At 69.3% G+C, this 20,811-nt stretch carries 23 protein-coding genes and 1 pseudogene; 9 read left to right on the top strand and 15 right to left on the bottom strand.

The genetic code is table 11. The features are described 5' to 3' along the window. Positions 1 to 234: 234 nt before the first annotated feature. The 7 genes from ACFWNN_RS20775 to ACFWNN_RS20805 all read right to left on the bottom strand — a co-directional run bounded on the left by ACFWNN_RS20775 (position 235) and on the right by ACFWNN_RS20805 (position 3,956). Positions 235 to 534: a DUF1416 domain-containing protein gene (locus ACFWNN_RS20775; protein WP_382441561.1), complete on the bottom strand. Its 300-nt coding sequence runs from the start codon at positions 532 to 534 to the stop codon at positions 235 to 237. A 5-nt stretch (positions 535 to 539) separates the two neighbouring features. Continuing rightward, positions 540 to 1,385, bottom strand: a complete 846-nt coding sequence (locus tag ACFWNN_RS20780) for a sulfurtransferase (protein ID WP_382441562.1) — start codon at positions 1,383 to 1,385, stop codon at positions 540 to 542. Positions 1,386 to 1,407: 22 nt separating this feature from the next. Then, positions 1,408 to 1,845: a DUF4395 domain-containing protein gene (locus ACFWNN_RS20785; RefSeq protein ID WP_382441563.1), complete on the bottom strand. Its 438-nt coding sequence runs from the start codon at positions 1,843 to 1,845 to the stop codon at positions 1,408 to 1,410. Positions 1,846 to 1,917: 72 nt separating this feature from the next. Further along, the gene (locus tag ACFWNN_RS20790) at positions 1,918 to 1,995 is read right to left on the bottom strand and encodes a putative leader peptide (protein WP_373294250.1); all 78 of its coding nucleotides are present in this window, start codon (positions 1,993 to 1,995) and stop codon (positions 1,918 to 1,920) included. A 79-nt stretch (positions 1,996 to 2,074) separates the two neighbouring features. Then, on the bottom strand, positions 2,075 to 2,488 hold the full coding sequence (locus ACFWNN_RS20795) for a thioredoxin family protein (protein ID WP_382441564.1): 414 nt from the start codon (positions 2,486 to 2,488) through the stop codon (positions 2,075 to 2,077). Further along, the gene (locus ACFWNN_RS20800; RefSeq protein WP_382441565.1) at positions 2,485 to 3,303 is read right to left on the bottom strand and encodes a DUF2993 domain-containing protein; all 819 of its coding nucleotides are present in this window, start codon (positions 3,301 to 3,303) and stop codon (positions 2,485 to 2,487) included. The genes ACFWNN_RS20795 and ACFWNN_RS20800 overlap by 4 nt, the downstream gene beginning before the upstream one ends. Further along, a complete protein-coding gene (locus ACFWNN_RS20805; protein ID WP_382441566.1) occupies positions 3,300 to 3,956 on the bottom strand; it encodes an alpha/beta hydrolase family protein in 657 nt (218 codons plus the stop codon). The genes ACFWNN_RS20800 and ACFWNN_RS20805 overlap by 4 nt, the downstream gene beginning before the upstream one ends. A gap of 241 nt (positions 3,957 to 4,197) precedes the next feature. Here ACFWNN_RS20805 and ACFWNN_RS20810 point away from each other — a divergent pair, with 241 nt between their 5' ends. The 7 genes from ACFWNN_RS20810 to ACFWNN_RS20840 all read left to right on the top strand — a co-directional run bounded on the left by ACFWNN_RS20810 (position 4,198) and on the right by ACFWNN_RS20840 (position 11,140). Next, entirely contained in the window at positions 4,198 to 4,956 is a 759-nt protein-coding gene (locus tag ACFWNN_RS20810) for a winged helix-turn-helix domain-containing protein (protein ID WP_382441567.1), read from the top strand. Between the two features lie 10 nt (positions 4,957 to 4,966). Further along, positions 4,967 to 5,842 carry a mycothiol synthase gene (gene mshD, locus ACFWNN_RS20815; protein WP_382441568.1) on the top strand — a complete coding sequence of 292 codons (876 nt, stop codon included), beginning with the start codon at positions 4,967 to 4,969 and terminating at the stop codon, positions 5,840 to 5,842. 197 nt (positions 5,843 to 6,039) lie between these two features. Beyond that, complete coding sequence (gene pstS, locus ACFWNN_RS20820) at positions 6,040 to 7,155, top strand: phosphate ABC transporter substrate-binding protein PstS (protein WP_382441569.1); 1,116 nt, start codon at positions 6,040 to 6,042, stop codon at positions 7,153 to 7,155. A 33-nt stretch (positions 7,156 to 7,188) separates the two neighbouring features. Continuing rightward, positions 7,189 to 8,253 (top strand): phosphate ABC transporter permease subunit PstC, encoded by a 1,065-nt coding sequence (gene pstC, locus ACFWNN_RS20825; RefSeq protein ID WP_382441570.1) that lies wholly within the window; start codon positions 7,189 to 7,191, stop codon positions 8,251 to 8,253. Next, positions 8,250 to 9,164 carry a phosphate ABC transporter permease PstA gene (gene pstA / locus ACFWNN_RS20830; protein ID WP_382441571.1) on the top strand — a complete coding sequence of 305 codons (915 nt, stop codon included), beginning with the start codon at positions 8,250 to 8,252 and terminating at the stop codon, positions 9,162 to 9,164. The genes pstC and pstA overlap by 4 nt, the downstream gene beginning before the upstream one ends. Positions 9,165 to 9,174: 10 nt before the next feature. After that, positions 9,175 to 9,951 carry a phosphate ABC transporter ATP-binding protein PstB gene (pstB, locus tag ACFWNN_RS20835; protein ID WP_189159115.1) on the top strand — a complete coding sequence of 259 codons (777 nt, stop codon included), beginning with the start codon at positions 9,175 to 9,177 and terminating at the stop codon, positions 9,949 to 9,951. 28 nt (positions 9,952 to 9,979) lie between these two features. Next, positions 9,980 to 11,140, top strand: coding sequence for a hypothetical protein (locus ACFWNN_RS20840; RefSeq protein WP_382441572.1), 1,161 nt, complete (start codon positions 9,980 to 9,982; stop codon positions 11,138 to 11,140). 12 nt (positions 11,141 to 11,152) lie between these two features. Here ACFWNN_RS20840 and phoU read toward each other — a convergent pair whose 3' ends face one another. The 6 genes and pseudogenes from phoU to ACFWNN_RS20870 all read right to left on the bottom strand — a co-directional run. After that, the gene (phoU, locus tag ACFWNN_RS20845) at positions 11,153 to 11,818 is read right to left on the bottom strand and encodes a phosphate signaling complex protein PhoU (RefSeq protein ID WP_382441573.1); all 666 of its coding nucleotides are present in this window, start codon (positions 11,816 to 11,818) and stop codon (positions 11,153 to 11,155) included. Positions 11,819 to 11,890: 72 nt separating this feature from the next. Further along, positions 11,891 to 14,308, bottom strand: coding sequence for an LCP family protein (locus ACFWNN_RS20850; RefSeq protein ID WP_382441574.1), 2,418 nt, complete (start codon positions 14,306 to 14,308; stop codon positions 11,891 to 11,893). A 970-nt stretch (positions 14,309 to 15,278) separates the two neighbouring features. Continuing rightward, positions 15,279 to 16,124 carry a GGDEF domain-containing protein gene (locus ACFWNN_RS20855; RefSeq protein ID WP_382441575.1) on the bottom strand — a complete coding sequence of 282 codons (846 nt, stop codon included), beginning with the start codon at positions 16,122 to 16,124 and terminating at the stop codon, positions 15,279 to 15,281. A gap of 141 nt (positions 16,125 to 16,265) precedes the next feature. After that, positions 16,266 to 16,718, bottom strand: coding sequence for a hypothetical protein (locus tag ACFWNN_RS20860; protein ID WP_382441576.1), 453 nt, complete (start codon positions 16,716 to 16,718; stop codon positions 16,266 to 16,268). After that, positions 16,711 to 17,895, bottom strand: coding sequence for a tRNA dihydrouridine synthase DusB (gene dusB / locus ACFWNN_RS20865; protein ID WP_382441784.1), 1,185 nt, complete (start codon positions 17,893 to 17,895; stop codon positions 16,711 to 16,713). Before dusB ends, ACFWNN_RS20860 begins: the two co-directional genes overlap by 8 nt. Positions 17,896 to 17,963: 68 nt before the next feature. Next, positions 17,964 to 18,092 (bottom strand): annotated as a pseudogene (locus ACFWNN_RS20870) (O-acetyl-ADP-ribose deacetylase); the annotation flags it as partial. A gap of 123 nt (positions 18,093 to 18,215) precedes the next feature. On the opposite strand from ACFWNN_RS20870, the gene ACFWNN_RS20875 reads away from it, so the two are divergent. Then, a complete protein-coding gene (locus tag ACFWNN_RS20875; protein ID WP_382441577.1) occupies positions 18,216 to 18,896 on the top strand; it encodes a DUF4241 domain-containing protein in 681 nt (226 codons plus the stop codon). Here the strand turns inward: ACFWNN_RS20875 and ACFWNN_RS20880 are convergent. Continuing rightward, complete coding sequence (locus ACFWNN_RS20880; protein ID WP_382441578.1) at positions 18,893 to 19,447, bottom strand: superoxide dismutase; 555 nt, start codon at positions 19,445 to 19,447, stop codon at positions 18,893 to 18,895. The genes ACFWNN_RS20875 and ACFWNN_RS20880 overlap by 4 nt on opposite strands. A gap of 90 nt (positions 19,448 to 19,537) precedes the next feature. Between ACFWNN_RS20880 and ACFWNN_RS20885 the strand changes: the two genes are divergently transcribed. Then, complete coding sequence (locus tag ACFWNN_RS20885; protein ID WP_382441579.1) at positions 19,538 to 20,014, top strand: DUF6328 family protein; 477 nt, start codon at positions 19,538 to 19,540, stop codon at positions 20,012 to 20,014. Here ACFWNN_RS20885 and ACFWNN_RS20890 read toward each other — a convergent pair. Next, positions 19,979 to 20,665 carry a hypothetical protein gene (locus ACFWNN_RS20890; protein ID WP_382441580.1) on the bottom strand — a complete coding sequence of 229 codons (687 nt, stop codon included), beginning with the start codon at positions 20,663 to 20,665 and terminating at the stop codon, positions 19,979 to 19,981. The genes ACFWNN_RS20885 and ACFWNN_RS20890 overlap by 36 nt on opposite strands. Between the last annotated feature and the right edge of the window lie 146 nt (positions 20,666 to 20,811).

The following is a 20,811-nucleotide window of genomic DNA, read 5'->3' on the forward strand; positions in this document are numbered from 1 at the left end:
GTTTGACACCCCTCCTCTGATGCAGCAAGAGCTATGGCACGACTCGTGACGAAGCCACCCCACCCAGACTCTTCGAGGAAGGACGGCTCGCCTTCGGCATCGCTGCCGATCAGACGTTGCCGTTGCCACCTCCGGACACGCACCCACAGCCCAGCAGGCCCCTCGCTCCCGGCCCCGCACGGGGAAGGCCCCGGCGGTGAGTCACCGCCGGGGCCTTCGCCATACCGATCAGGTCTAGGCGACCGCGATCTCCACCGCGTGCACGCCGGGGCCCGAGGCCGACACGTCGGCCTGCCCGTTGCCCGTGCGGTGCAGCGCGCGGACGGTCCAGCTGCCCGGTGCCGCGAAGAAGCGGAAGTCGCCCTCCGGCGAGGTGACGACCTCGGCGGTGAACTCGCCGGTGGAGTCCAGGAGGCGGACGAACGCGCCGCCGACGGGGGTGCCGTCGGCGACGACCTTGCCTTCGAGGACGGTCTCCGTCGTGGAGGCCTCGATCGTGCCGCCCTGTGCGGGGGCGCCGCAGCCGTTGGTCATGATGATCAGGCCTCCTTGCCGGAACCGAGCTCGATCGGCACGCCGATCAGCGAGCCGTACTCCGTCCAAGAACCGTCGTAGTTCTTGACGTCTTCGTGGCCGAGCAGCTCGCGCAGGGCGAACCAGGTGTGCGAGGAGCGCTCGCCGATGCGGCAGTACGCGATGGTCTTGCGGCTGCCGTCGAAGCCCGCCTCGGCGTAGAGGGCGCGCAGCTCGTCGTCCGACTTGAAGGTGCCGTCCTCGTTGGCCGCCTTGGACCACGGGACGTTGACGGCGGACGGGATGTGGCCGCCGCGCTGCGCCTGCTCCTGCGGGAGGTGGGCCGGGGCGAGCAGCTTGCCGGAGAACTCGTCGGGGGAGCGCACGTCGACGAGGTTCTTGTTGCCGATGGCGTCGACGACCTCGTCGCGGAACGCGCGGATCGACAGGTCCTGCTCCTGGGCGGAGTAGGAGGTCGCGGAACGGACGACCTCTTCCTTGTCCAGCGGGCGGCCGTCGAGCTCCCACTTCTTGCGGCCACCGTCGAGGAGCTTCACGTTGGTGTGGCCGTAGAGCTTGAAGTACCAGTACGCGTAGGCCGCGAACCAGTTGTTGTTGCCGCCGTAGAGGATGACGGTGTCGTCGTTGGAGATGCCCTTGGCCGAGAGCAGCTTCTCGAAGCCCTCGCGGTCGATGAAGTCGCGGCGGACCGGGTCCTGCAACTCCGTCTTCCAGTCGATGCGGACGGCACCGGGGATGTGGCCGCCCTCGTACGCGGTGGTGTCCTCGTCGACCTCCGCGAACACGACGCCCGGCGCCTGGAGGTTCTCCTCGGACCAGGCGGCCGAGACCAGCACGTTCTCACGGCTCATGGGAAATAGCTCCTGTTGGTAGTTATTGCGGTCGAGCGAGGGCAGGCACGTACCTGCGCAGCACGAGGTACATCTCGCACCCGAGGCACAGGCCGAGCGCGGCGTTCAGCAGAGCCGCGACCAGTGCGAAGCCGGTTGCCACCATGCCGAGCGTGGTGAGGCCCGTGGCGTAACCGAGGGTGCCGATCAGAGCGAAGACGAAGCCGACTCCTTGCGCGAACCGCAACGGAGCGGCTTCCTCGCGTTCGGTGGTCGGGGTCAGGCGGGGCTGGATCGCGTAGCGGTAGACGTGACCCCACGGGTTCAACTTCAGCGAGATGAACGCGCACATCGCGAAGAGCACCGTCTGGGCGGCGAGCAGGCGCCACCAGCCGGTGAGCAACACGGTCGCGAGGATGACGGTGGTCATCCAGGCGGAGAAGCGCGGTCCGCGCGGGTCTACAGGGGAGTCTTTGGGCACGACGACCTCCGGGCAAACGGACGAGGGGATTCAGTCCGGCAGAGGTAGCTGATGGGCGTCAAGCAGCCCAGTTCAGCTCGTCGTGCGACACAGGCTGCTGCGCACGCGGCACAGATCAACCGCGCGTCGCTTCGTGAGCAGCAAGGTCATGGCAGCGAGGGTAGCCCTCAATCCCTCGGTGCGGGAGGTATGTCCAACTGATGGAACAGCGCAGGTTCACCCGACCGGATTAGGGCAAATGCGGGCGCAACGCGTCCAGCAACGAGTCCCGTTTCGGCACGCCACCGACTCGCAACAGCTCGGTGCCGTCGGCGCGCAGGGCCAGCGTCGTGGGGGTGCGCATGACGCCCAGCGACGCGGCCACGTCCGGGAGGTTCGTGACGTCGAGCTCGGCGTGGGCGAGGCCGTCCGTGCGGTCGGCCAGGTCGCGCAGGATCACCTTCGCGTGCCGGCACGGCGCGCAGAACGTCGTGGAGAGCTGCACCAGCGTCACCCCCGGCGCGACGAGCAGGTCGCGCACGGGAGCGGGCAGGTCGGGAACGGAAGCCTTCGAGGAGGAGATGCGGCCCTCGCGGACCTTGAGCAGCACACCGATCGCACCGGCCACGGCCAGCGCGCCCAGCAGCGCCCACACACCTGTCATCGCTGGACCAACGGTACATCCGCGATCTCGCCGGACAGCTTGAACGAACCGCTCTCCACCTCGACGGCCGTGGGCACCGCGCCGAACGGCAACGTGCCCGGGTCGATCTTGATCGCGAGCGCCTGCCGCAGCTGCGGGATGATCTGCTTCAACGACGCGTCGTTCAGCTCGATGTCGTCGATGTTGATCTGGATGGCACCGCTGACCAGCGCGATCTGCCCGTACGCGGTGAGCGACACGACCTTGCCGGCCACATTCGTCTCGCCGGAGAGCTTGATCGCCGCGGTGGTCTTGGGCGCCGCCGGGTCCGGCTGCGCGGGCGCGTCGACGCGGTTGTCCGGCTCGATCGAGAGCTTGTCGAACGGCGTCACCTGGTTCGCGAGCCGGTTCAGGTCCAGCGCCTTGATCCGCACGCTGCCCTTCACCGTGTCGATCGTCGCCTTGGAGACGTTGCCGGCCAGCAGGTCCGCGAGCTCCACGCGGGTGTGCAGCAGGTCGGCCTCGACGTCCAGGTCGCGCAGGTCGACGCCCTGCTGCTCGTCCTTGACCGGCACGCCGGACGCGCGGATCTCCACGTGCTGGTAGTCGCCGCGCAACGCCTGCAGCGCGAACGGGAACCCGTTGATGCGCACCGACGGGTCCTCGCTGAGCTGCAGCTTCTCCCGCATCCGCTGGGCGATCTGGTACTCACCCGCCGCGGCGAGCGCGAAGTCGGCCGCCACCAGCAGCACGGCGAGCACGATCAGGGTGACGATGAGGAACTTCCCGCGCCGGGACTTCTTCTTTCGCGGCCGTGCAGGGGTCTGGGCAGTCATTCCTCGTCCTCGACGTTAACGGCGATCCATGCCGCCATCCGGTCTACCAGGTCTGGAGTCGCGGCCGATTCGGCGTGCCGCATGCCGGGTTCGATCCACAACTCGGCATGTCCGGAGGACGCGCGGTGCAGCGACCTGGCGTGGTCCACGGAGAAATAGTGGTCCAGGTCACCGTGCACGATCAGCAGTGGGGTCGGTGTGATGCGCCCGACCACCTCCAGCGGACTCTCCGGCGGCTGTACCCAGCTGTCGCCCAGCCGAACCCCCAACGCCCGCGCGGCGAGCTTGCCGTGGGGTTGTTCCAGCAGCCAGTGCACCCGCCGCATGGGAGCGGTCTCGCGCGACCACCACCGGGCGGGGCCGCTCACCGACACGACCGCGTCGGGCCTCGTCTCCCCCAGCACCGCGTGCCGCAGCACGATCGACGCGCCCATCGAGAACCCGACCGTGGCGATCTTCGAGTAGCCGAGCGAGCGGGCGAGCCGCACGCCCGCCTCGATGTCGTGGACCTCGTCGGCGCCGACCGTGGAACGCCCGCCGGACCGTCCGTGGCCGCGGAAGTCGAGCGCGACGACGCCGGCGTTCCGAGCCAGCCGGGCGAGAACGCGGGCCACGTACGGGCGGCGCACGTTGTTCGTGAACCCGTGCCCCACAACGAAAGCGAGGTCGCTTTCACTCTTGTGGTGGACGCCGTGCAACGGCACCCCGTCGTGTGACGTCGATGTAACAGGGATGACGCCTGTGGAAACAAATGTGAGCACGGCTTCTTGACCTGGGACTTTCTCGACCGACACCGGTAGTCTCTCCGTCATCCGCAGGCAACGGGGCCCGGTCACCGTACGCCGCTGGTCTGGTCACAGGTGACCGACCACGGCCGATTTGGAGGGCGCCGCGATGAGCATCGACGTGCTTCTGCTGACGACAGACCCGGACCCGGAGGCTGTGCTTCCCGCGCTGGCTCTGCTGCCGCACGCGGTCCGCCCGCTGCGTCCCGAGGTCTCCGCGCTCCTCGAAGCCGGACCCCACGACATCGTCCTGATCGACGCGCGCACCGACCTCGTCGGCGCCCGCTCGCTGTGCCGCCTGCTCGACTCGTCCGGCGTGGACGTGCCCGTCGTGGCGGTCGTCACCGAGGGCGGTCTGGTCGCGGTCAACTCCGACTGGTCCGTCGACGAGATCCTGCTGCCGAACTCCGGCCCCGCCGAGGTCGACGCCCGCCTGCGGCTGGTCCGCTCGCGCCGCGGCACGGCGCAGCCCGGCGGTGACGGCGCGATCCAGCTCGGCGACCTGGTCATCGACGAGGCCACCTACACCGCGCGCCTCAAGGGCCGCCCGCTCGACCTCACCTACAAGGAGTTCGAGCTGCTCAAGTACCTCGCGCAGCACGCGGGCCGGGTCTTCACCCGCGCGCAGCTGCTGCAGGAGGTCTGGGGCTACGACTTCTTCGGTGGCACCCGCACGGTCGACGTCCACGTCCGACGTCTGCGCGCGAAGCTCGGCCCCGAGCACGAGGCGCTCATCGGCACGGTCCGCAACGTGGGCTACAAGTTCGTCCGCCCGCCGCGTCCCGGCTCGTCGCGTCGTCCCGACCTCGCCGAGGTGGAGATCGACGACTCCGCCCGTGTTCTGGATGAGCGTTTGATCGCGCGGTAGGTTCGCCTGTGTGGCGCAACTGAGCTGGTTCGAGGAGCTGACGGCCGACCAGGCCGCCGAGGTGACGGGGCTGTTGCAGGCCGCGGAGAGCACCGATGGCGTGGCACCGGTCGGCGAGGCCGTGCGACTGCGGATGCGTCCCGGCGCGACGGGGAGCAGGCACCTGCTCGCGCACCTGAACGGCGAGCTCGCCGGGTACGCGCACGTCGACCTGGTCGGCGACTCCGCGGGCAACAAGGTCGCCGAGCTGGCCGTGCACCCGAAGCACCGCCATCAGGGCGTGGGCGAGGCGCTGGTCAACGCGCTCCCGCAGGAGACGTTGCGGATCTGGGCGCACGGCGGTCACCCGGACGCCGAGAAGCTCGCGCAGAAGCTGGGCTTCCGCAAGGTGCGCGAACTGCTGCGGATGCGGTTGCGCGTCGAGAACGACCTGCCGCAGCCCACGCTGCCCGAGGGCATCACGATCCGGCCGTTCGTGCCGGGCCAGGACGAGGCCGCGGTGGTGTACGTGAACCACCGCGCGTTCGACTGGCACCCCGAGCAGGGCGCGATGTCGGTCGAGGACGTCCAGGCCAAGGAAGAAGAGGACTGGTTCGACGCCGGGGGCTTCCTGCTCGCGATCGACGCGGACGACCGGCTGGCGGGCTTCCACTGGACCAAGGTGCACACGCCCGAACTGGGTGAGGTCTACGTCGTGGGCGTCGACCCCGACCGGCAGGGCGGCGGTCTCGGCAAGGCGCTGACCCTCGCGGGCCTGCGTCACCTGCGCGAACAGGGCGTCAAGGAAGTCATGCTGTACGTCGAGTCCGACAACACAGCGGCTGTGCGCGTCTACACGAAGCTCGGCTTCACCCTTTGGGATGCCGACGTCCAGTACGCCCGGTAGTCAACGGACCGTCACAAAACGCATACGCCCAGGTCACGCAGTCACTCTTTCGGCCGTGTGACCCGTCACTTCCCGTCCTGTGTTCACCTCTCGTTCACCTTGTCTAGGTGGGTTGTCCACTCTGGCTACCTACCTTCCGTAGCGAGCGGCGACGCCCGTCGCGACTCGCTAATGCTTCCGCAAGGTGGAGGACCAAGGTGAAGATCCAGCGGCACGGTGCCGTGCTCGGCCTCGTCGCGGCCAGCGCGCTGCTGCTCGGTGCATGCGGCAGTGACAACAACACTCCGACCGGCTCCGGCAACACCGGTGCCTCGGAGACTGCCTCCGCGCCCGTCGAGTGCGGTGGCAAGACCAACCTCAACGCCGAGGGTTCCTCCGCGCAGAAGAACGCGGTCGACGCGTTCGTGCAGGCCTACCAGGCCGCCTGCCCCGGGGTGAACGTCGCGTACAACCCCTCCGGCTCCGGCGCGGGCGTGAAGAACTTCAACGCCGGCCAGGTCGACTTCGGTGGCTCGGACTCCGCGCTGAAGGAAGGCGCCGAGACCGAGGCCGCCGCCAAGCGCTGCCAGACCAACCCGGCCTGGAACCTGCCGCTGGTCTTCGGCCCCGTCGCCGTCGGCTTCAAGGTCTCCGGTGTGGACAGCCTCGTGCTGGACGCCAAGACCACCGCCGCGATCTTCTCCGGTGCGGTCAAGAAGTGGAACGACCCGGCCATCAAGGCGCTGAACGGCTCCGCGACCCTGCCGGACAAGGACATCGCGGTCATCTACCGCTCGGACGAGTCGGGCACCACCGACAACTTCCAGAAGTACCTCAAGGTCGCCGGTGGCTGGACCAAGGGTGACGGCAAGCAGTTCAAGGGCGGTGTCGGCGAGGGCAAGGAGAAGTCCGCCGGTGTCGCTCAGGCCGTCGGCTCCATCGACGGTGCGATCACCTACGTCGAGTGGTCGTTCGCGCAGGACAACAAGCTCTCGATCGCCAAGATCGACGCCGGTGCCGGCGCCGTCGAGCTGACCGCCGAGTCGGCCGGCAAGGCCATCGACGAGGCCAAGATCAAGGGCCAGGGCAACGACCTCGTCCTCGACCTCGACTCGATCTACGGCACCAAGGCCGCCGGTGCGTACCCGCTGCTCCTCGCGACCTACGAGATCGTCTGCTCGAAGGGCTACGACGCCGACACCGCGAAGGCCGTCAAGGCGTTCCTCACGGTTGCCGCCACCACGGGCCAGGCCCAGCTGGCGGACGCCGGCTACGTGCCGCTGCCCAAGGCGTTCCAGGACAAGATCCTGACCGCCGTGAAGGCGATCGCCTGAGGTTGATGCGAGACTTCGGCCAACGCTGACGCGATGAACGATCCCGTCGTGGCCAAGCGCCCCGCCGGTTCCGGTGCCACCGGAACCGAGCGGGGCGTCGCGGCTGCTCACACCGCCTCGGAGGCTCCGATTCCCCCGACACCGGAAGCTTCAGCTACCACCAAGGCACCTCACGTCCGGCCCGGTGACCGCATCTTCCGCGGCCTGGCGACGGGATCCGGTGTCTTCATCGTCGTCCTCATCGGCGCGATCGGGCTGTTCCTGATCCTGCAGGCGATCCCGTCGCTCGGGCTGGACAACGTCAACTTCCTGACCAGTCGCGAGTGGAACACCACCGACCCCACCAACCTGCGGTTCGGCATCCTCGACCTGACGCTCGTCACGGTCGTCGTCGCGCTGCTCGCCCTGCTGATCGCCATGCCGATCGCGCTGGGCATCGCGCTGTTCCTCACGCAGTACGCGCCGCGCAACCTCGCCCGGCCGTTCGCGTACGTCGTCGACCTGCTCGCCGCGGTCCCCTCGATCGTCTTCGGTCTGTGGGGCCTCTTCGTGCTCGGTCCGGTGCTCTTCCCGTTCTCCGAGTGGCTGATCGAGAACCTGGGCTGGATCCCGCTGTTCGCCAAGGGCAACGTGAACGTCCAGCTCGGCGGCACCATCTTCACCGCGGGCATCGTCGTCGCGGTGATGATCCTGCCGATCATCACGGCCGTCAGCCGCGAGGTCTTCGAGCGCACGCCCACGATGCACATCGAGGGCGCGATCGCGCTCGGCGCGACCAAGTGGGAGGTCGTCCGCACGACGGTCCTGCCGTTCGGCAAGGCCGGTTACGTCAGCGCCTCGATGCTCGGCCTCGGCCGCGCGCTCGGTGAGACCATCGCCGTCGCGATCATCCTGAGCACCGCCACCAGCGCGTTCGGCTGGTCGCTGTTCGACGGCGGGTCGACGTTCGCCTCGAAGATCGCCCTGGCCGCACCCGAGTTCAACGACCCGCGCTCGGCAGGTGCCTACATCGCCGCCGGTCTGGTGCTGTTCGTGCTGACCTTCGTCGTGAACGCCATCGCGCGCTCGATCGTCGCCGGCCACAAGGAGTACGAGTGAGCACCAACCTCGCGGACCCCCAGCGCCTCGCGACGCCGCCGACGTTCCAGAAGGTCAGCACCTCGCGCCAGATCAAGAACGGTCTCGCCACCGCACTCGTGTGGGGCGCGTTCCTGATCGCGATCATCCCGCTGGTCTGGGTGCTCTACACCGTCGTCCAGCGCGGCTTCCCGGTCATCCTCGACGGTGACTGGTGGCAGAAGTCGATGTCCGGTCTGCTGGCCCGCCAGCAGGGTGGCGGCGCGTACCACGCGATCTACGGAACGCTGGTCCAGGGCCTCGTCTGCGCCGTGATCTCGGTGCCGATCGGCATCATGATCGCCATCTACCTCGTCGAGTACGGCGGCCGCTCGAAGCTCTCGAAGGCCACGACGTTCATGGTCGACATCCTCACCGGTGTCCCCTCGATCGTCGCCGCGCTGTTCGTCTACACGGTGTGGATCACGACGTTCGGCCTGAGCCGCAGCGCGCTCGCCGTGTCGCTCGCACTGGTGCTGCTGATGGTGCCGGTCATCGTGCGCACGACCGAGGAGATGCTCAAGATCGTCCCGGACGAGCTGCGCGAGGCCTCGTACGCACTGGGCATCCCGAAGTGGAAGACGATCGTCAAGATCGTCATCCCGACCGCGCTCTCCGGCATCCTGACCGGCATCATGCTGGCCCTCGCCCGCGTCATGGGCGAGACCGCACCGGTGCTGGTGCTCGCCGCGTACGCGCCGTTCATCAACTACAACCTGTTCGAGGGCCCGATGGCCTCGTTGCCGTTGATGATGGTGAACGAGCGGAACAACCCGACGGCGGCGGGCTTCGACCGCATCTGGGGCGCGGCGATCACCCTCGTCGTCCTCATCACCCTGTTCAACCTCCTGGCGACCGTGATCTCGCGGGCGCTGGCGCCGAAGACGAAGTGAGCGGGCGGACATGGCCAAGCGACTCGACATCAAGGACCTGAACCTCTTCTACGGCAAGTTCCACGCCGTGGAGAACGTCTCGCTCGCGGTGCCGCCGAAGAACGTCACGGCGTTCATCGGCCCCTCGGGTTGCGGCAAGTCGACCGTGCTGCGTTCGCTGAACCGCATGCACGAGGTCGCGCCCGGCGCCCGCGTCGAGGGCAAGGTGCTGCTGGACGGCGAGGACATCTACACGTCCACTGTGGACCCGGTCGAGGTGCGCCGCACCATCGGCATGGTCTTCCAGCGCCCCAACCCGTTCCCCACGATGTCCATCCGCGACAACGTGGTGGCGGGCCTGCGCCTCTCGGGCGTCAAGGACAAGAAGAAGCTCGACGAGGTGGCGGAGCGCTCGCTGCGCGGCGCCAACCTCTGGAACGAGGTCAAGGACCGGCTCGACAAGCCGGGCGGCGGCCTCTCCGGTGGTCAGCAGCAGCGTCTGTGCATCGCGCGTGCCATCGCGGTGCAGCCGGACGTCCTGCTCATGGACGAGCCCTGCTCGGCCCTGGACCCGATCTCCACGCTGGCGATCGAGGACCTGATCACGGAGCTGAAGAAGGAGTACACGATCGTCATCGTGACTCACAACATGCAGCAGGCCGCGCGCGTCTCGGACCAGACCGCGTTCTTCAACCTGCTGGGTGTCGGTCAGCCCGGACAGCTGATCGAGGTGGACGACACGGAGAAGATCTTCTCCAACCCCAGCCAGAAGGCCACCGAGGACTACATCTCCGGCCGGTTCGGCTAAAGACGCGACTTGGTCTAAATTCTTGCGGGTGAGCCCGCAAAGCAAGTCGCGCAAGAAGAAGCAAGGCAAGGCACCCGGCCGCCGACCCGAGCAGCAGTCCCCGTACGGGGCGCTCCTCGAGTCGGCGGCCGCTCTGCGTTCCGAGTCCTGGCTGCTCGCGGACGCCTGGGCGAGTGAGCTCTACGCGACCCTCTGGCTCGCGGGCTCCGGCCACACGCCGATGGTCGAGGCGTTGCGGGCGATGGACGACCCCGCGGCGCTCACCGCCCTGCGCGCCCTCGCGGGCGTCGGGTCCGCCGAGCACCGCGCCGAGGCGTTCACGGCCGCGGAAACCGTTGCGGCACGCGGAGTCGCCGAGCCGTCCTGGTACGTGCCGGGCACCGTGCCGGACTTCCGCGACGCCTTCCTCGTCACGAACCTGCTGGGGGACGTGGAGGTCATCGCGATCACCCAGGAACGCGCGGGCGTCGGCGAGACCGTGCTGTTCATGCGTCAGCCGGTGCTCGGTGCCACCGCGATCGAGCTCTTCTCCACGCCGGACGAGGGCACCGCGGCGTTGCTGGAGGACATGATCGCCTCCACGCCCGAGGCGTTCCGCGACGAGATCACGCCCTTGAGCGCCACCGACGTCTACGACCGCGTGTGGCCGGACGTCGAGCAGTTCTGGGAGGACGGCCCGGACGAGGAGGCCGAGGAAGGCCTCATGGGCGACGAGGACGTGCGGCACCCCGTGCAGCTCATCGCCCTCGCCGACGCGCGGGTCAGCTCGCTGGTCCCCAGCGAGTACGCGATTCCCGTCATCGGTCCGGAAAGGACGGACGAGGTCGTCGACGTGTTCCTGGCCTCGGAGCACGGGATCGCGGACGTCGAGGCGGCGCGGGCGTTCGCGCGGGTCGTCGTTTCCGCTGCGGTGGACCAGAACCGCGATCCCGTCGTGTACGGGCCGGCGTCGCTGACCGCCGTGCTGATCCTCAGCGTGGCGGCGAAGCTGCACGTGTCCGAGGCGGATCTCCAGTTGATGCCGCAGCTCGTACGGGCGTGGGCGTACTTCACCGTGGACGCCAGGGACCTGCCGCGGGACGAGGCGCGGGCGACCTGGGACGAAGAACTGCCCACCGTGCTCGCCGAGTTCTCCGAGGCCTACGCCGATCCGGAGCTCGCGGCAGAACGCGATGGGCAGTTTCGCTGATACCTGGAATTCCTAGAGGTCGTCGTCGGCACCGTAGCCGGGCATCCGGCCGGTGACGACGAAGACCGTGCGCTTGGCGACCGACACGGCGTGGTCGCCGTAGCGCTCGTAGAAGCGGCCGAGCAGCGTCACGTCGACCGCGGCCGCGACGCCGTGCTGCCACTCCTTGTCCATGATCACCGAGAACAGGTGGCGGTGGATGTCGTCCATCGCGTCGTCCTCGTCCTCGAGGTTGCGCGCGCGGTCGACGTCCTTGTTGCGGATGATCTCCGCGGCCTCCGTCGCGAGCTTGACCGCGATGCGGCCCATCTCCTCGAAGTACGGCTTGACGTCGTCGGGCAGTGCGGACGCCGGGTGCCGGCGGCGCGCGGCCTTCGCCACGTGCAGCGCCAGGTCGCCCATGCGCTCGACGCTCTCGGCGGCGTGGATCACCGCGAGCACGGTGCGCAGGTCGGTCGCGACCGGTGCCTGCAACGCGAGCAGCGCGTACGACTGCTCCTCGATGCTGGAGCGGACGTCGTCGACCTTCTGGTCACCGCTGATCACCTGCTCGGCCAGGCCGAGGTCGGCCTGCAGCAGGGCTGCGGTCGCGTTCTGCATCGCCTCAGCGACCATGCCGGTCATGTCGGCCAGTCGTTCGGCGAGCTCTTCTAGAGAGTCGTGGTAGGCCTCGCGCATGGCGCTCAGCCTACGTCCCGACCATCGCGGCAGCGACATGCCAGCATGAACCGCAGGTGAACCCCAGGCGAATCACTTCGCCGCGCAGGGGTCCTGTGCCGCGTTCACAATGGACAGATCGTTGCCCGCCTGACCTTGGGGTTGTCCCTGCGGAGTGCCCTGCTGGCCAGGCTTGGGAGCCTGCACCTTCTCGTCGTAGTTGGCACCGATCACCAGCTGGACCGCGCCGCCCATCTCGGGCGCCTCGACCAGTTCCGCGATGGGCACGGCCGCCTTGAGCGTGGCCGCCTTGTTCTCGTTGCCCTTCGAGTACCGGATGATCGTCTTCGGTGCCTGCTCCGGCGCGTTGCCCTGGCGGACGACCTTGAAACCCTGCTGCTGCAGGGCGTTCGAGGTGCTGGCGGCCGCGCCGCCGTTGCTCGAGTCGCCGTTGAGCACCTGGATGCTGACCTCCTTGGGGTCGACCAGGGTGCCGGGCTGCTGCGCCGGGGCGTTGTTCTCGCCCGGCTTCGGCTCCGCGGCCTTCTCCTGCGGCAGCGGCGTTCCGTCGATGATCGTCTGGAACAACGCCTTGATGTCGTCGTCCTTGAGGCGCTCGATGTTGTCGTCGTTCGACTTCGTCGGGCCCTCGTCGGTCCAGTGCGGCATCGTCACGAACGACACGCGGCCGGCGTCGAGGCTCTGCAACGAGTTCGCGAGCTCCAGCAGCGAGGCGACGTCGATGTTGTCGCCGACCGTGGACTTCGTGAGCGCGTTGATGAAGTTGTTGAGCTTCGTCGGGCTCAGCAGGACCTCGTTCGACAACGCCTGCCGCAGCATCGCCGACAGGAAACCCTGCTGGCGCTTGATCCGGTCGAAGTCCGTGCCGCCGTCGCCCTTCGCCTGCACCTTGCGGGCGCGGACGTAGGACAACGCCTGGTCGCCCTTGAGCGTGTACTTGCCCGCCTTGTCCAGGACGACACCGAGCTCGTCGTCGATGATCGGCGTGGGCGAGCAGATCTCCACGCCGCCGATCGCCGTCGACATCTCGCGGAAGCCGACGAAGTCGATGCTGACGAAGTGGTTGATCTTGAGGCCGGACAGTTGCGTCATCAGGTTCGCGACGCACTCGGGACCACCGTCGTTGTAGACGGAGTTCGCCATGACGCCCTTCTCCGGCGCCAGCGGGCCCGCGTACTGCCCGTTGTCCGGGTTCCACTGGCGGCAGTCGGGCCGGTCGACCCGCACGTCCCGCGGCAGCGACACGATGACCATGCGCTTACGGTCCTTGGGGATGTGCGCGAGCATGATCACGTCCGACCGCGCGCCACCCTCCTGGTCCTGGGTGCCGACGTTGTCGCCCGCCTTCGCCCCGGCCCTCGTGTCCGAGCCGACCAGCAGGAAGTTCTCGTCGCCGAGCTGCTTCTCGGCCTGCTGCACGGCCTGCGAGTTGCCGCCGAGCGCGTCGATCCGCTGGATCTTGGAGTCGGCCCACTTCATCGCGGCCCAGCCCACGCCCGTCGACGCGAACACCACGGCGGCGGCGGCGATCGCGCCGATCCGCGCGGTGCGCATCATCTTGCGCTGCTGGGGCGTGCGGCCGGTGACCTGCCGGACGCCTTCTTCCTCGCCGGGGACGACGGGTTCGGCGAACTGGGTCGCCTCGTCGACGAGACCCTCTTCCTCTTCCCCGTCCTTGACCCACGGCATGAGCTTGGAGCGCCGTTCCTTGCGCTGGCGCTCCTGCTCGAGCAGCTCGTCGTGCACCGCGGAGAACCGCGCGAGGGTGTGGTCCACCTCGCGGCGCTTCTTCACGTCGTCGCCGATGGCCTCCATCTCGGTGGTGAGGCTCAGCGGGTCCATGTCCTCGCGCTTCTCGACCTTGGCCACACCGGCGGCCGAGGTGATCTGCGTGGCTTCGGGACCGGGCGCGTCGGCCTGCGGCTCGTCGGCGGGCTCGGACGCGCCGAGCCGGCCCGCGAGACCACCGGGTGCCGGGCGCGGCCCACTGGACTCCGCCCTCGGGGGCATCGGCCGGGGACCGCTCGACTCCGCGCGCGACGGCATCGGCTGCCTGCCCGTCACGTCCCCGTTCGGGGGCATGGGGCGGCGGCCCGTTTCCGGCCCCTCGCCGGGGGCGGGAGGACGCGCGATGCTGTTCGAAGACGGTGCGTCGCCTGGCAGGAGGCGACGAGGTGCACCGGCTGCGGGGCCTTCCGGCGTCCCTCCCGGCGCAGGGGGACGCTGGAGGCCGCCTGGGTCTCCAGGCACGGGTGGCCGCGGGATGCCGTTCTGGGACGGCGCGTCACCGGGAGGCATCCGCCGAGGCGGGGGCCCGTCCGGACGGCGCACGGTGCCGGTCGGCATACCCGCTTCCGGGACGCCGTTCGGCGCCGGACGGCGCGGGATGCCGTTCGAGGACGGCACGTCACCGGGAGGCATCCGCCGCGGGTCGCCGGGAGCCGGCGGGCGCGGGATGCCGTTCTGGGACGGCGCGTCACCAGGAGGCATCCGCCGAGACGGAGCACCGTTCTGCGGGGCCCCGTTCGGGGGAACACCATTCGGCGGAGCGCCGTTCGGCGGCACCGGGCGGCGTTGCATGCCCGTCGCGTCCGGTCGCTGCCGCGGGCCGGTCTGTTCACCGGGAACGCGATAAGCACCGCTTTGTTCCGGATTCACGCGGTATGCACCGCTTTGTTCCGGATTGACCCGATAGGCGCCGCTTTGTTCCGGGTTCTGTACCGGATTCTGCGCGGGCCTCGGCCGCGGTCCCGTCTGGTCGGGACGCGGGCGGGGCTGCTGCTGGGCACCGTTCGGCTGGGGCGCGCCGGTGGGCTCGGCGGGCGCGTCGGCCCTGCGTCGCCTGCCGGTCTGCTCGCCGGTGAAGTTCTGCGGTCCCGGCTGCTCAGGACGCGGGCGCGTACCCGTCTGCTCACCTGGCCGGTGAGCCGCGGGTGGCTGCTGCCGCGGTGCCTGAGGCTGCTGGACCTGCGGTTGTGGTGCCTGTGGTGGTTGCGCCGGCGGGTCTGGCAGGGCGCGCCTGCCGGTCGTCGCGGGCGGTTCGGGCAGGGCGCGCCTGCCTGTCGTGGGTTCGGGCGAGCCTGGCGGGACGGGTCGGGGGATGTTCGTCCTGCTGTGCTGCTCGATGAGGTCCGAGACGCTCAGGCCCCCAGAGCCATCCATCGAGCGACGTCTACGGCCGGTCGGCTGGTCGTGCTGGGGATCCTGATCACCGCGGGAAGAGGGGCCGCCACGTCGGGGGTCGTCGGGCACCCAATCTCCCTTCTGGGTCAGAAGCAAAAGCGGTTCGTCATTACGAAGTGACGACGACCGGGACACAAGGGTTGCATCACCGGCGTGTCAGTTGCGCCCGCGATACTACGGATGTAGCCGAGTTCTGACGACCACTCCGGGTGATACGGCTGCGATCTGTACGCGATTCCGCGCAGTCCGCATGCCCTGAACGGGTGAGCCAGGTCACTCAGTAGTAACCGAGAACACGTGTTTCAGCGATCGCACGCCTGCCTGAGGCAGCACCCGCGAGGCGAACCCGTCCATCCGCACGGTACGCCACCGCGTTGCGTCCCGACTGCTTGGCCGTGTACAGGAGGCTGTCGGCGCGCAGCAGCTGTTGCTCGGCGCTCACGGCGGGGCGCTCCGGCGCCTCGTGCGCGGGCGGTTCGTAGGCGAGGCCCACGCTGACGGTCACGCGCAGCCCCGGCGCGATCTCCTGCCACGGGTGACGCTCGACACGTTCCCGGGCGGCCTCGGCGATCTCCACGGAGCTGGAGGCGTCCACGCGCGGCAGCACGAGCACGAACTCCTCGCCGCCGTAGCGGGCGCAGAAGCCGTCCTCGGGCAGGCCCTGCTGCAACAGCTCCACGACGCGTTGCAGCACCCGGTCGCCCAGGAGGTGGCCGAAGGTGTCGTTGACCTGCTTGAACCAGTCGAGGTCGAGCAGGGCGATGGCGAGCCCGTGCCGGCACGCTCCGTGTTCGGCCAGCAGGTCCATCAGCCGTTGGTCGAGGTAACGGCGGTTGTAGGAGTCGGTGAGGCTGTCGCGCAGGCTCTGTTCGCGTGCCTCGGCGTGCTCCCGGCGCAGCCTGTCGACCTCGCGGCGCAGCTGTTCCGGAACGTGCGGCTCCTCGACCTGGTCCGCGTGGACGAGGTCGAGCGCGGAACGCAGGTGCTGGTACGCCTGGCGCCACTGACCGCGGGAGGCGAGCAACGTCGCGATGGACTCGTGCACGCCCACCAGGCCAGGACCCTGCTCGTCGACGCTGACGTCGGGCTGGGTCGCTGCGGTCTCTGGCTGAAGCGCGGTCATCGCGGTCACCTCCTTACCTGCCAGGTGTCGTCTCCTGAGAGGCGACGCTTGAGCGAGAAGGACGTGTGGGGGCGCTATTTCCCCCGTCCGGTTGACCGTCAGCTGCTCCGATTCAGTGAGCTTGGAAGATCAACAATCCGTTCAGCCACCGAGGCAGGGCGCGAACCCGTACACCTCGTCGTCCAGCAGGACCACGTGCATCGACCCGATCTGGCTGCCGATGGTCTGGTCCTGCTGGCGCAGTGTGATCGTCACGGCGACGACGTAGACGTCACCGCGCGGGTGGACCTTCTCGCCGGGGGGTGCCCAGTCGGCGTCCGCCCGCAGCGTCCCCCAGGTGGGGTCGACGGTGATCGTCGCGCCGCGCAGGTCGCAGGTCTTCTTGCGGAAGTCCGGGTGCTGGGTCTGTTTGAGCAGGTCAGCCTGCTTGGAGGCGCTCTCCTCGCCGGCCTTGTTGAGGCGGGCGTAGTAGTCCTTGAACTTGGCGCGGCCGTCCTCGGTGAGCTGGACCGGCCTGGCTGTGCCCGCGACCGGTCCACCGCAGCCCGTGAGGAGCACGAGCGCGGTGAGGAGGACCGCGATCCGCTCAGCCACCGGAGTGCATCACGTCCGCACCGGACGGCACCGTGGCGTCCTCGGGGTCGTCCAGCCAGCCCTCCGGCAGCACAACCTTCGCCGACGACCCCTGCCGGCCCCGCGGCCCCTCGGCGTTCGCGGGGAAGGGCACGTCCCCGTCGAGCGTGCCGATGAGGTCGTCCAGCTCCTGCAGGCTCGACACCATCGCGAACGCCCGGCGCGTGTCCCCGCCGACCGGGAAGCCGTGCCAGTACCAGGCCATGTGCTTGCGCAGGTCCCGCAGACCCTTGTGCTCGCCGTCATGCGCCGCGAGCAACCGGGCGTGCGTCCTGAGCACCTCGGCGACCTCGCCGAGCGTCGGCCCCTCGGGGACCGGTTCGCCCCGGAACGCCGCCTGCAGGTCCCGGAAGAGCCACGGCCGGCCGAGGCACCCGCGCCCGACGACCACGCCGTCGCACCCGGTCCCGGCGACCATGTCGAGCGCGTCCTGGGCGCTGAAGATGTCGCCGTTGCCCAGCACCGGAACGCTGGTCACGGCCTCCTTGAGCCGCGCGATCGCCGACCAGTCGGCCTTGCCGGAGTACCGCTGCGACGCCGTGCGCGCGTGCAGCGCCACGGCCTGCGCACCCTCGTCCGCGGCGATGCGCCCGGCGTCGAGGTACGTCAGGTGGTCGTCGTCGATGCCGATGCGGAACTTGACGGTGACCGGCATGTCCCCGGCGTTGCGGACCGCGGCCCGCACGATCTGCCGGAACAGCTCGCGCTTGTACGGCAGCGCCGCCCCGCCGCCCTTGCGTGTCACCTTGGGCACGGGACAGCCGAAGTTCATGTCCATGTGGTCGGCGAGGTTCTCGTCCACGATCATCTTCGTGGCCTCGCCGACGTTGCGCGGGTCGACGCCGTAGAGCTGCATCGACCGCGGGCTCTCGCCCTCGTCGAACGTGATCATGTGCATGGTCATGGGATCGCGCTCGACCAGCGCACGCGCAGTGATCATCTCGCAGACGTAGAGCCCGGCCCCGTACTGACGGCACAGCTGCCGGAACGCCACGTTCGTGATGCCCGCCATCGGGGCCAGCACGACGGGCGGGTCGACGGCGAACGGGCCGATCTTCAGCGTGGAGGGAACGGACACGCCCTTCAGGTTACGGCACTGACCAGCCGTGATCTTCACCGAGAGTGACCGAGGGGGCATCGCCGCTGCGAGCTTGCTCACACGCCTGGGCAAGGGCGTCGAAACCGGCCAGGCCGTGTGGATCACGTGCCTGACCGGCGGCCCCGCATCGCGCCGTCCACCCCGCCGCCGCCGAGCAACGACTCGTTGGCCGCCGTGACGATGATGTCGACTTGCTGTCGAGTGATGTCGCCGAGCACCGCCGCGATCGTCCCCATGCTGACCAGCGTGGCAGCGGATTCCTTGCGGCGACTGGGGTCTTCACTCACGGCGAACACCCCCGGTGCCCCGATCGGGTGTCGGGGGCGTCTGCCAACATGCCTGTGGAGGTGGCCTAGCTCATGGGGGCGGTTGCACTGATCAGGTCCGGGTTCGAGCGGTTGTTCGTCGACGGGCCCGTCGGCGCGTCGAGCGGCGGTGGCGAGCAGCAGGTCATTACCGTGGAGCACGTGGGTGAGCTGGCCCTGCCGACGGGAAGACTCGTGGCGGCGGACCCGTTCGTCGTGTGGCCGGAGGACGCGGAGCCGTTCACCGACGAGGTCGACCCCGGCACCTACCCGGTGTCGGTCTCGCTGGTCTCGTACGTCGACGGCGACGGCGTTCCCGACGAGCGGCAGGGGTACCGCGTCGCGGCCGCCAGGGTCGTGATCCGCGACGAGCCCGCGTACTCGTGGCGGCCCGCGGTGACGGCGGGCGAGACCGTGCCGATGCTGCCGGTGATGCCGGAGTTCGGGTACGACGTGAAGTCGAGCACCGGCGCGTTCTTCGACGTCGTCACGGCCACGGCGCTGGACCGCCTGGTGAGCGACGACGAGCTCGGCAACTGCGAGCTGATCGACGCGCTGGGCGCGGTCGGCGGCGGTCGCGGCCCCGCCATCGTGACCGACGCCCGGTCCGGGCTGAACGTCGTGGCCTTCTCGACCGGGTGGGGCGACGGCGTCTACCCGACCTGGGTCGGCCGCAACACCGCGGGCGACGCCGTCGCGTTCGTGACTGATTTCTTCGTGGTCAACAAGGTCTAGAAGCCGACGTTCACACATCCGAGTCGTGGCCCGGCGGTGCCTGCCTCGCCGGGCGCGGTGTGCGTGTGTTCGTTGTGCAGCACCACGGACTGCGCGTGGCGTTCGGTGAACTGCCAGTCCACAGTGGATGAACTCTGCGCGAAACCGTTCGCGTCGGTGTGCGCGTCGAGCCAGATCTCGTTGCGGGCGTTGGCGTACGCCGGGTCGACGGACGGCTGTACCGGGTCCTCGACGTGCTGGAAGTGCGGCCCGGAGTCGGCGGGCGCGGCGCCGCACGCCTTCACGTGGACGTGTGCGCCGTACGCCCGGTTCGGCAGCAAACCGTTGAGCACCAACAGGACCGTCGTCCCGCCGCCGATCGTCGGCACGCCGACGACGGTGATCTTCGCGCCGACCGGCACCTTCACCGGGTCGTGCGTGACGGCCCTCGCCGCGGCGCTGTAGGTCTCGAACTTCGCGGACGCGTGGGCGACGGGCGCGGGTGCGGCGTGCGCGGGTCCGGCTCCCGCGAACACGAGCCCGGCGGCGATCACGACTGCAAGCGTCTTCATGGATCTCTTGCTTACTGGCACCGCGCGCGTCCCGCCATTTCGGTACTCGTACGGGTGTTTCGACGCCCTTCCGCCGGGTACGCGGTGGTGGTGAGCGAAGCCGAGGAGTCCGACCAGCGCAGACTCGCCAGGAACCTCAACGAGCTGCTCCAGGAGCTCCGCGTGGCGCAGGCCGGCGTGCAGATCCTGTTCGGCTTCCTGCTCTCCATCGCGTTCACCGACAAGTACTCCTCCGTGGGCTCGTACGTCCGGGTGACGCACCTGGTCACGGTGCTGTTCGCGGCGGTGGCCGTGGCGTTCCTGACCGCGCCCGCCGCCTGGCACCGCGTGCTGTTCCGGCAGGGCCGCCGCGAGGACGTGGTCCGGTCCGGCAACACGTTCACGCTGGTAGGACTGGCCTGCCTGGCCCTCGCGATGACCGGCACCGTCCTGCTGCTGGCCGAGGTCGTGCTCGGCAGTTGGCCGGCGGCGGTGGTCGGCGCCGTGGCGTTCGTCCTGTTCGCGGGCCTGTGGTTCGTGGTGCCGTTCGCGTCATCCCATCGTGCTCAGCACCGCGAGCGCCCCTAGCCCGAGCGCGACCGGCACGGCCGTGAGCACGTTCTTCCTAGTCGGCCTCGGCTGCTCCCGGAGCACCTGGACGCCCAACGGCACCAAGGCGACGCACAGCCCGATCGTGCCGATGACCGACACGATCTCGGCACCCTTCAGCACGCCGAGCGGCAGCAGCCCCATCGTCGCCAGCGCCACCGACCGGACCCTGCCGAGGCCGCCCCGGTACGCCCCGAACGCCAGCACGTACCAGCCGAACGCGATCGTGAACGCCAGATAGCTGAACAGGTGCAGGTCGCCGTACCCCTGCGCGACCAGTTCCGTGGCCTCCGCGACCCCGCGGTGCTTCGTGGCGCTGAACGCCGCGTGGTCGACCCCGGCGTGGAACGTCCGCCCGAACAGCCCGACCGTGACCAGCACCCCACCCCACGCGGCCCACCGGTTCGCCCCGATCCGGTGCACCAGAAAGGCCACCGCCGCCCACATCACGACGTGACCGGCCAGGAACGCGGTGTAGGCCGCCTGCATCAGCGCGGGATGCGCGGCCACCGCCTTCAGCTGGTCGGGGAAGAAGAAGTGGAAGGGCGACCTCAACAGCGTGCCCACCAGCAACAGCACCGGCCCGGCGACCAGCGCCGCGCCTCCGACCCACCCGTTGGGAAACCTCATGTCCCAGAACGGTGCCAGCGCTTCCGCTCGGGCGGATCGGCCCGCGGTCCGACCTCCGTCTCGGACTCAGGTCCGATACCCCTAGGTGACACCCTGCTTTGTCCCTGATTCTCGAAACCGTTGGGGTGAAACGGTTCCACCGCTCC

The sequence above is a fragment of the Lentzea sp. NPDC058450 genome (assembly GCF_042721395.1).
Taxonomy (GTDB): Bacteria; Actinomycetota; Actinomycetes; order Mycobacteriales; family Pseudonocardiaceae; genus Lentzea.

What these genes read in the sequence shown, in the direction of transcription:
- ACFWNN_RS20790 (WP_373294250.1), bottom strand. Translation starts at nt 1,995, where the DNA reads ATGACCTTGCTGCTCACGAAGCGACGCGCGGTTGATCTGTGCCGCGTG.
- ACFWNN_RS20800 (WP_382441565.1), bottom strand. Translation starts at nt 3,303, where the DNA reads ATGACTGCCCAGACCCCTGCACGGCCGCGAAAGAAGAAGTCCCGGCGC.
- phoU (WP_382441573.1), bottom strand. Translation starts at nt 11,818, where the DNA reads ATGCGCGAGGCCTACCACGACTCTCTAGAAGAGCTCGCCGAACGACTG.
- ACFWNN_RS20850 (WP_382441574.1), bottom strand. Translation starts at nt 14,308, where the DNA reads ATGCCTCCTGGTGACGCGCCGTCCCAGAACGGCATCCCGCGCCCGCCG.
- dusB (WP_382441784.1), bottom strand. Translation starts at nt 17,895, where the DNA reads ATGCCCCCTCGGTCACTCTCGGTGAAGATCACGGCTGGTCAGTGCCGT.
- pstB (WP_189159115.1), top strand. Translation starts at nt 9,175, where the DNA reads ATGGCCAAGCGACTCGACATCAAGGACCTGAACCTCTTCTACGGCAAG.
- ACFWNN_RS20775 (WP_382441561.1), bottom strand. Translation starts at nt 534, where the DNA reads ATGACCAACGGCTGCGGCGCCCCCGCACAGGGCGGCACGATCGAGGCC.
- ACFWNN_RS20795 (WP_382441564.1), bottom strand. Translation starts at nt 2,488, where the DNA reads ATGACAGGTGTGTGGGCGCTGCTGGGCGCGCTGGCCGTGGCCGGTGCG.
- ACFWNN_RS20855 (WP_382441575.1), bottom strand. Translation starts at nt 16,124, where the DNA reads ATGACCGCGCTTCAGCCAGAGACCGCAGCGACCCAGCCCGACGTCAGC.
- ACFWNN_RS20880 (WP_382441578.1), bottom strand. Translation starts at nt 19,447, where the DNA reads ATGAAGACGCTTGCAGTCGTGATCGCCGCCGGGCTCGTGTTCGCGGGA.
- ACFWNN_RS20890 (WP_382441580.1), bottom strand. Translation starts at nt 20,665, where the DNA reads ATGAGGTTTCCCAACGGGTGGGTCGGAGGCGCGGCGCTGGTCGCCGGG.
- pstC (WP_382441570.1), top strand. Translation starts at nt 7,189, where the DNA reads ATGAACGATCCCGTCGTGGCCAAGCGCCCCGCCGGTTCCGGTGCCACC.
- ACFWNN_RS20810 (WP_382441567.1), top strand. Translation starts at nt 4,198, where the DNA reads ATGAGCATCGACGTGCTTCTGCTGACGACAGACCCGGACCCGGAGGCT.
- ACFWNN_RS20875 (WP_382441577.1), top strand. Translation starts at nt 18,216, where the DNA reads ATGGGGGCGGTTGCACTGATCAGGTCCGGGTTCGAGCGGTTGTTCGTC.
- ACFWNN_RS20780 (WP_382441562.1), bottom strand. Translation starts at nt 1,385, where the DNA reads ATGAGCCGTGAGAACGTGCTGGTCTCGGCCGCCTGGTCCGAGGAGAAC.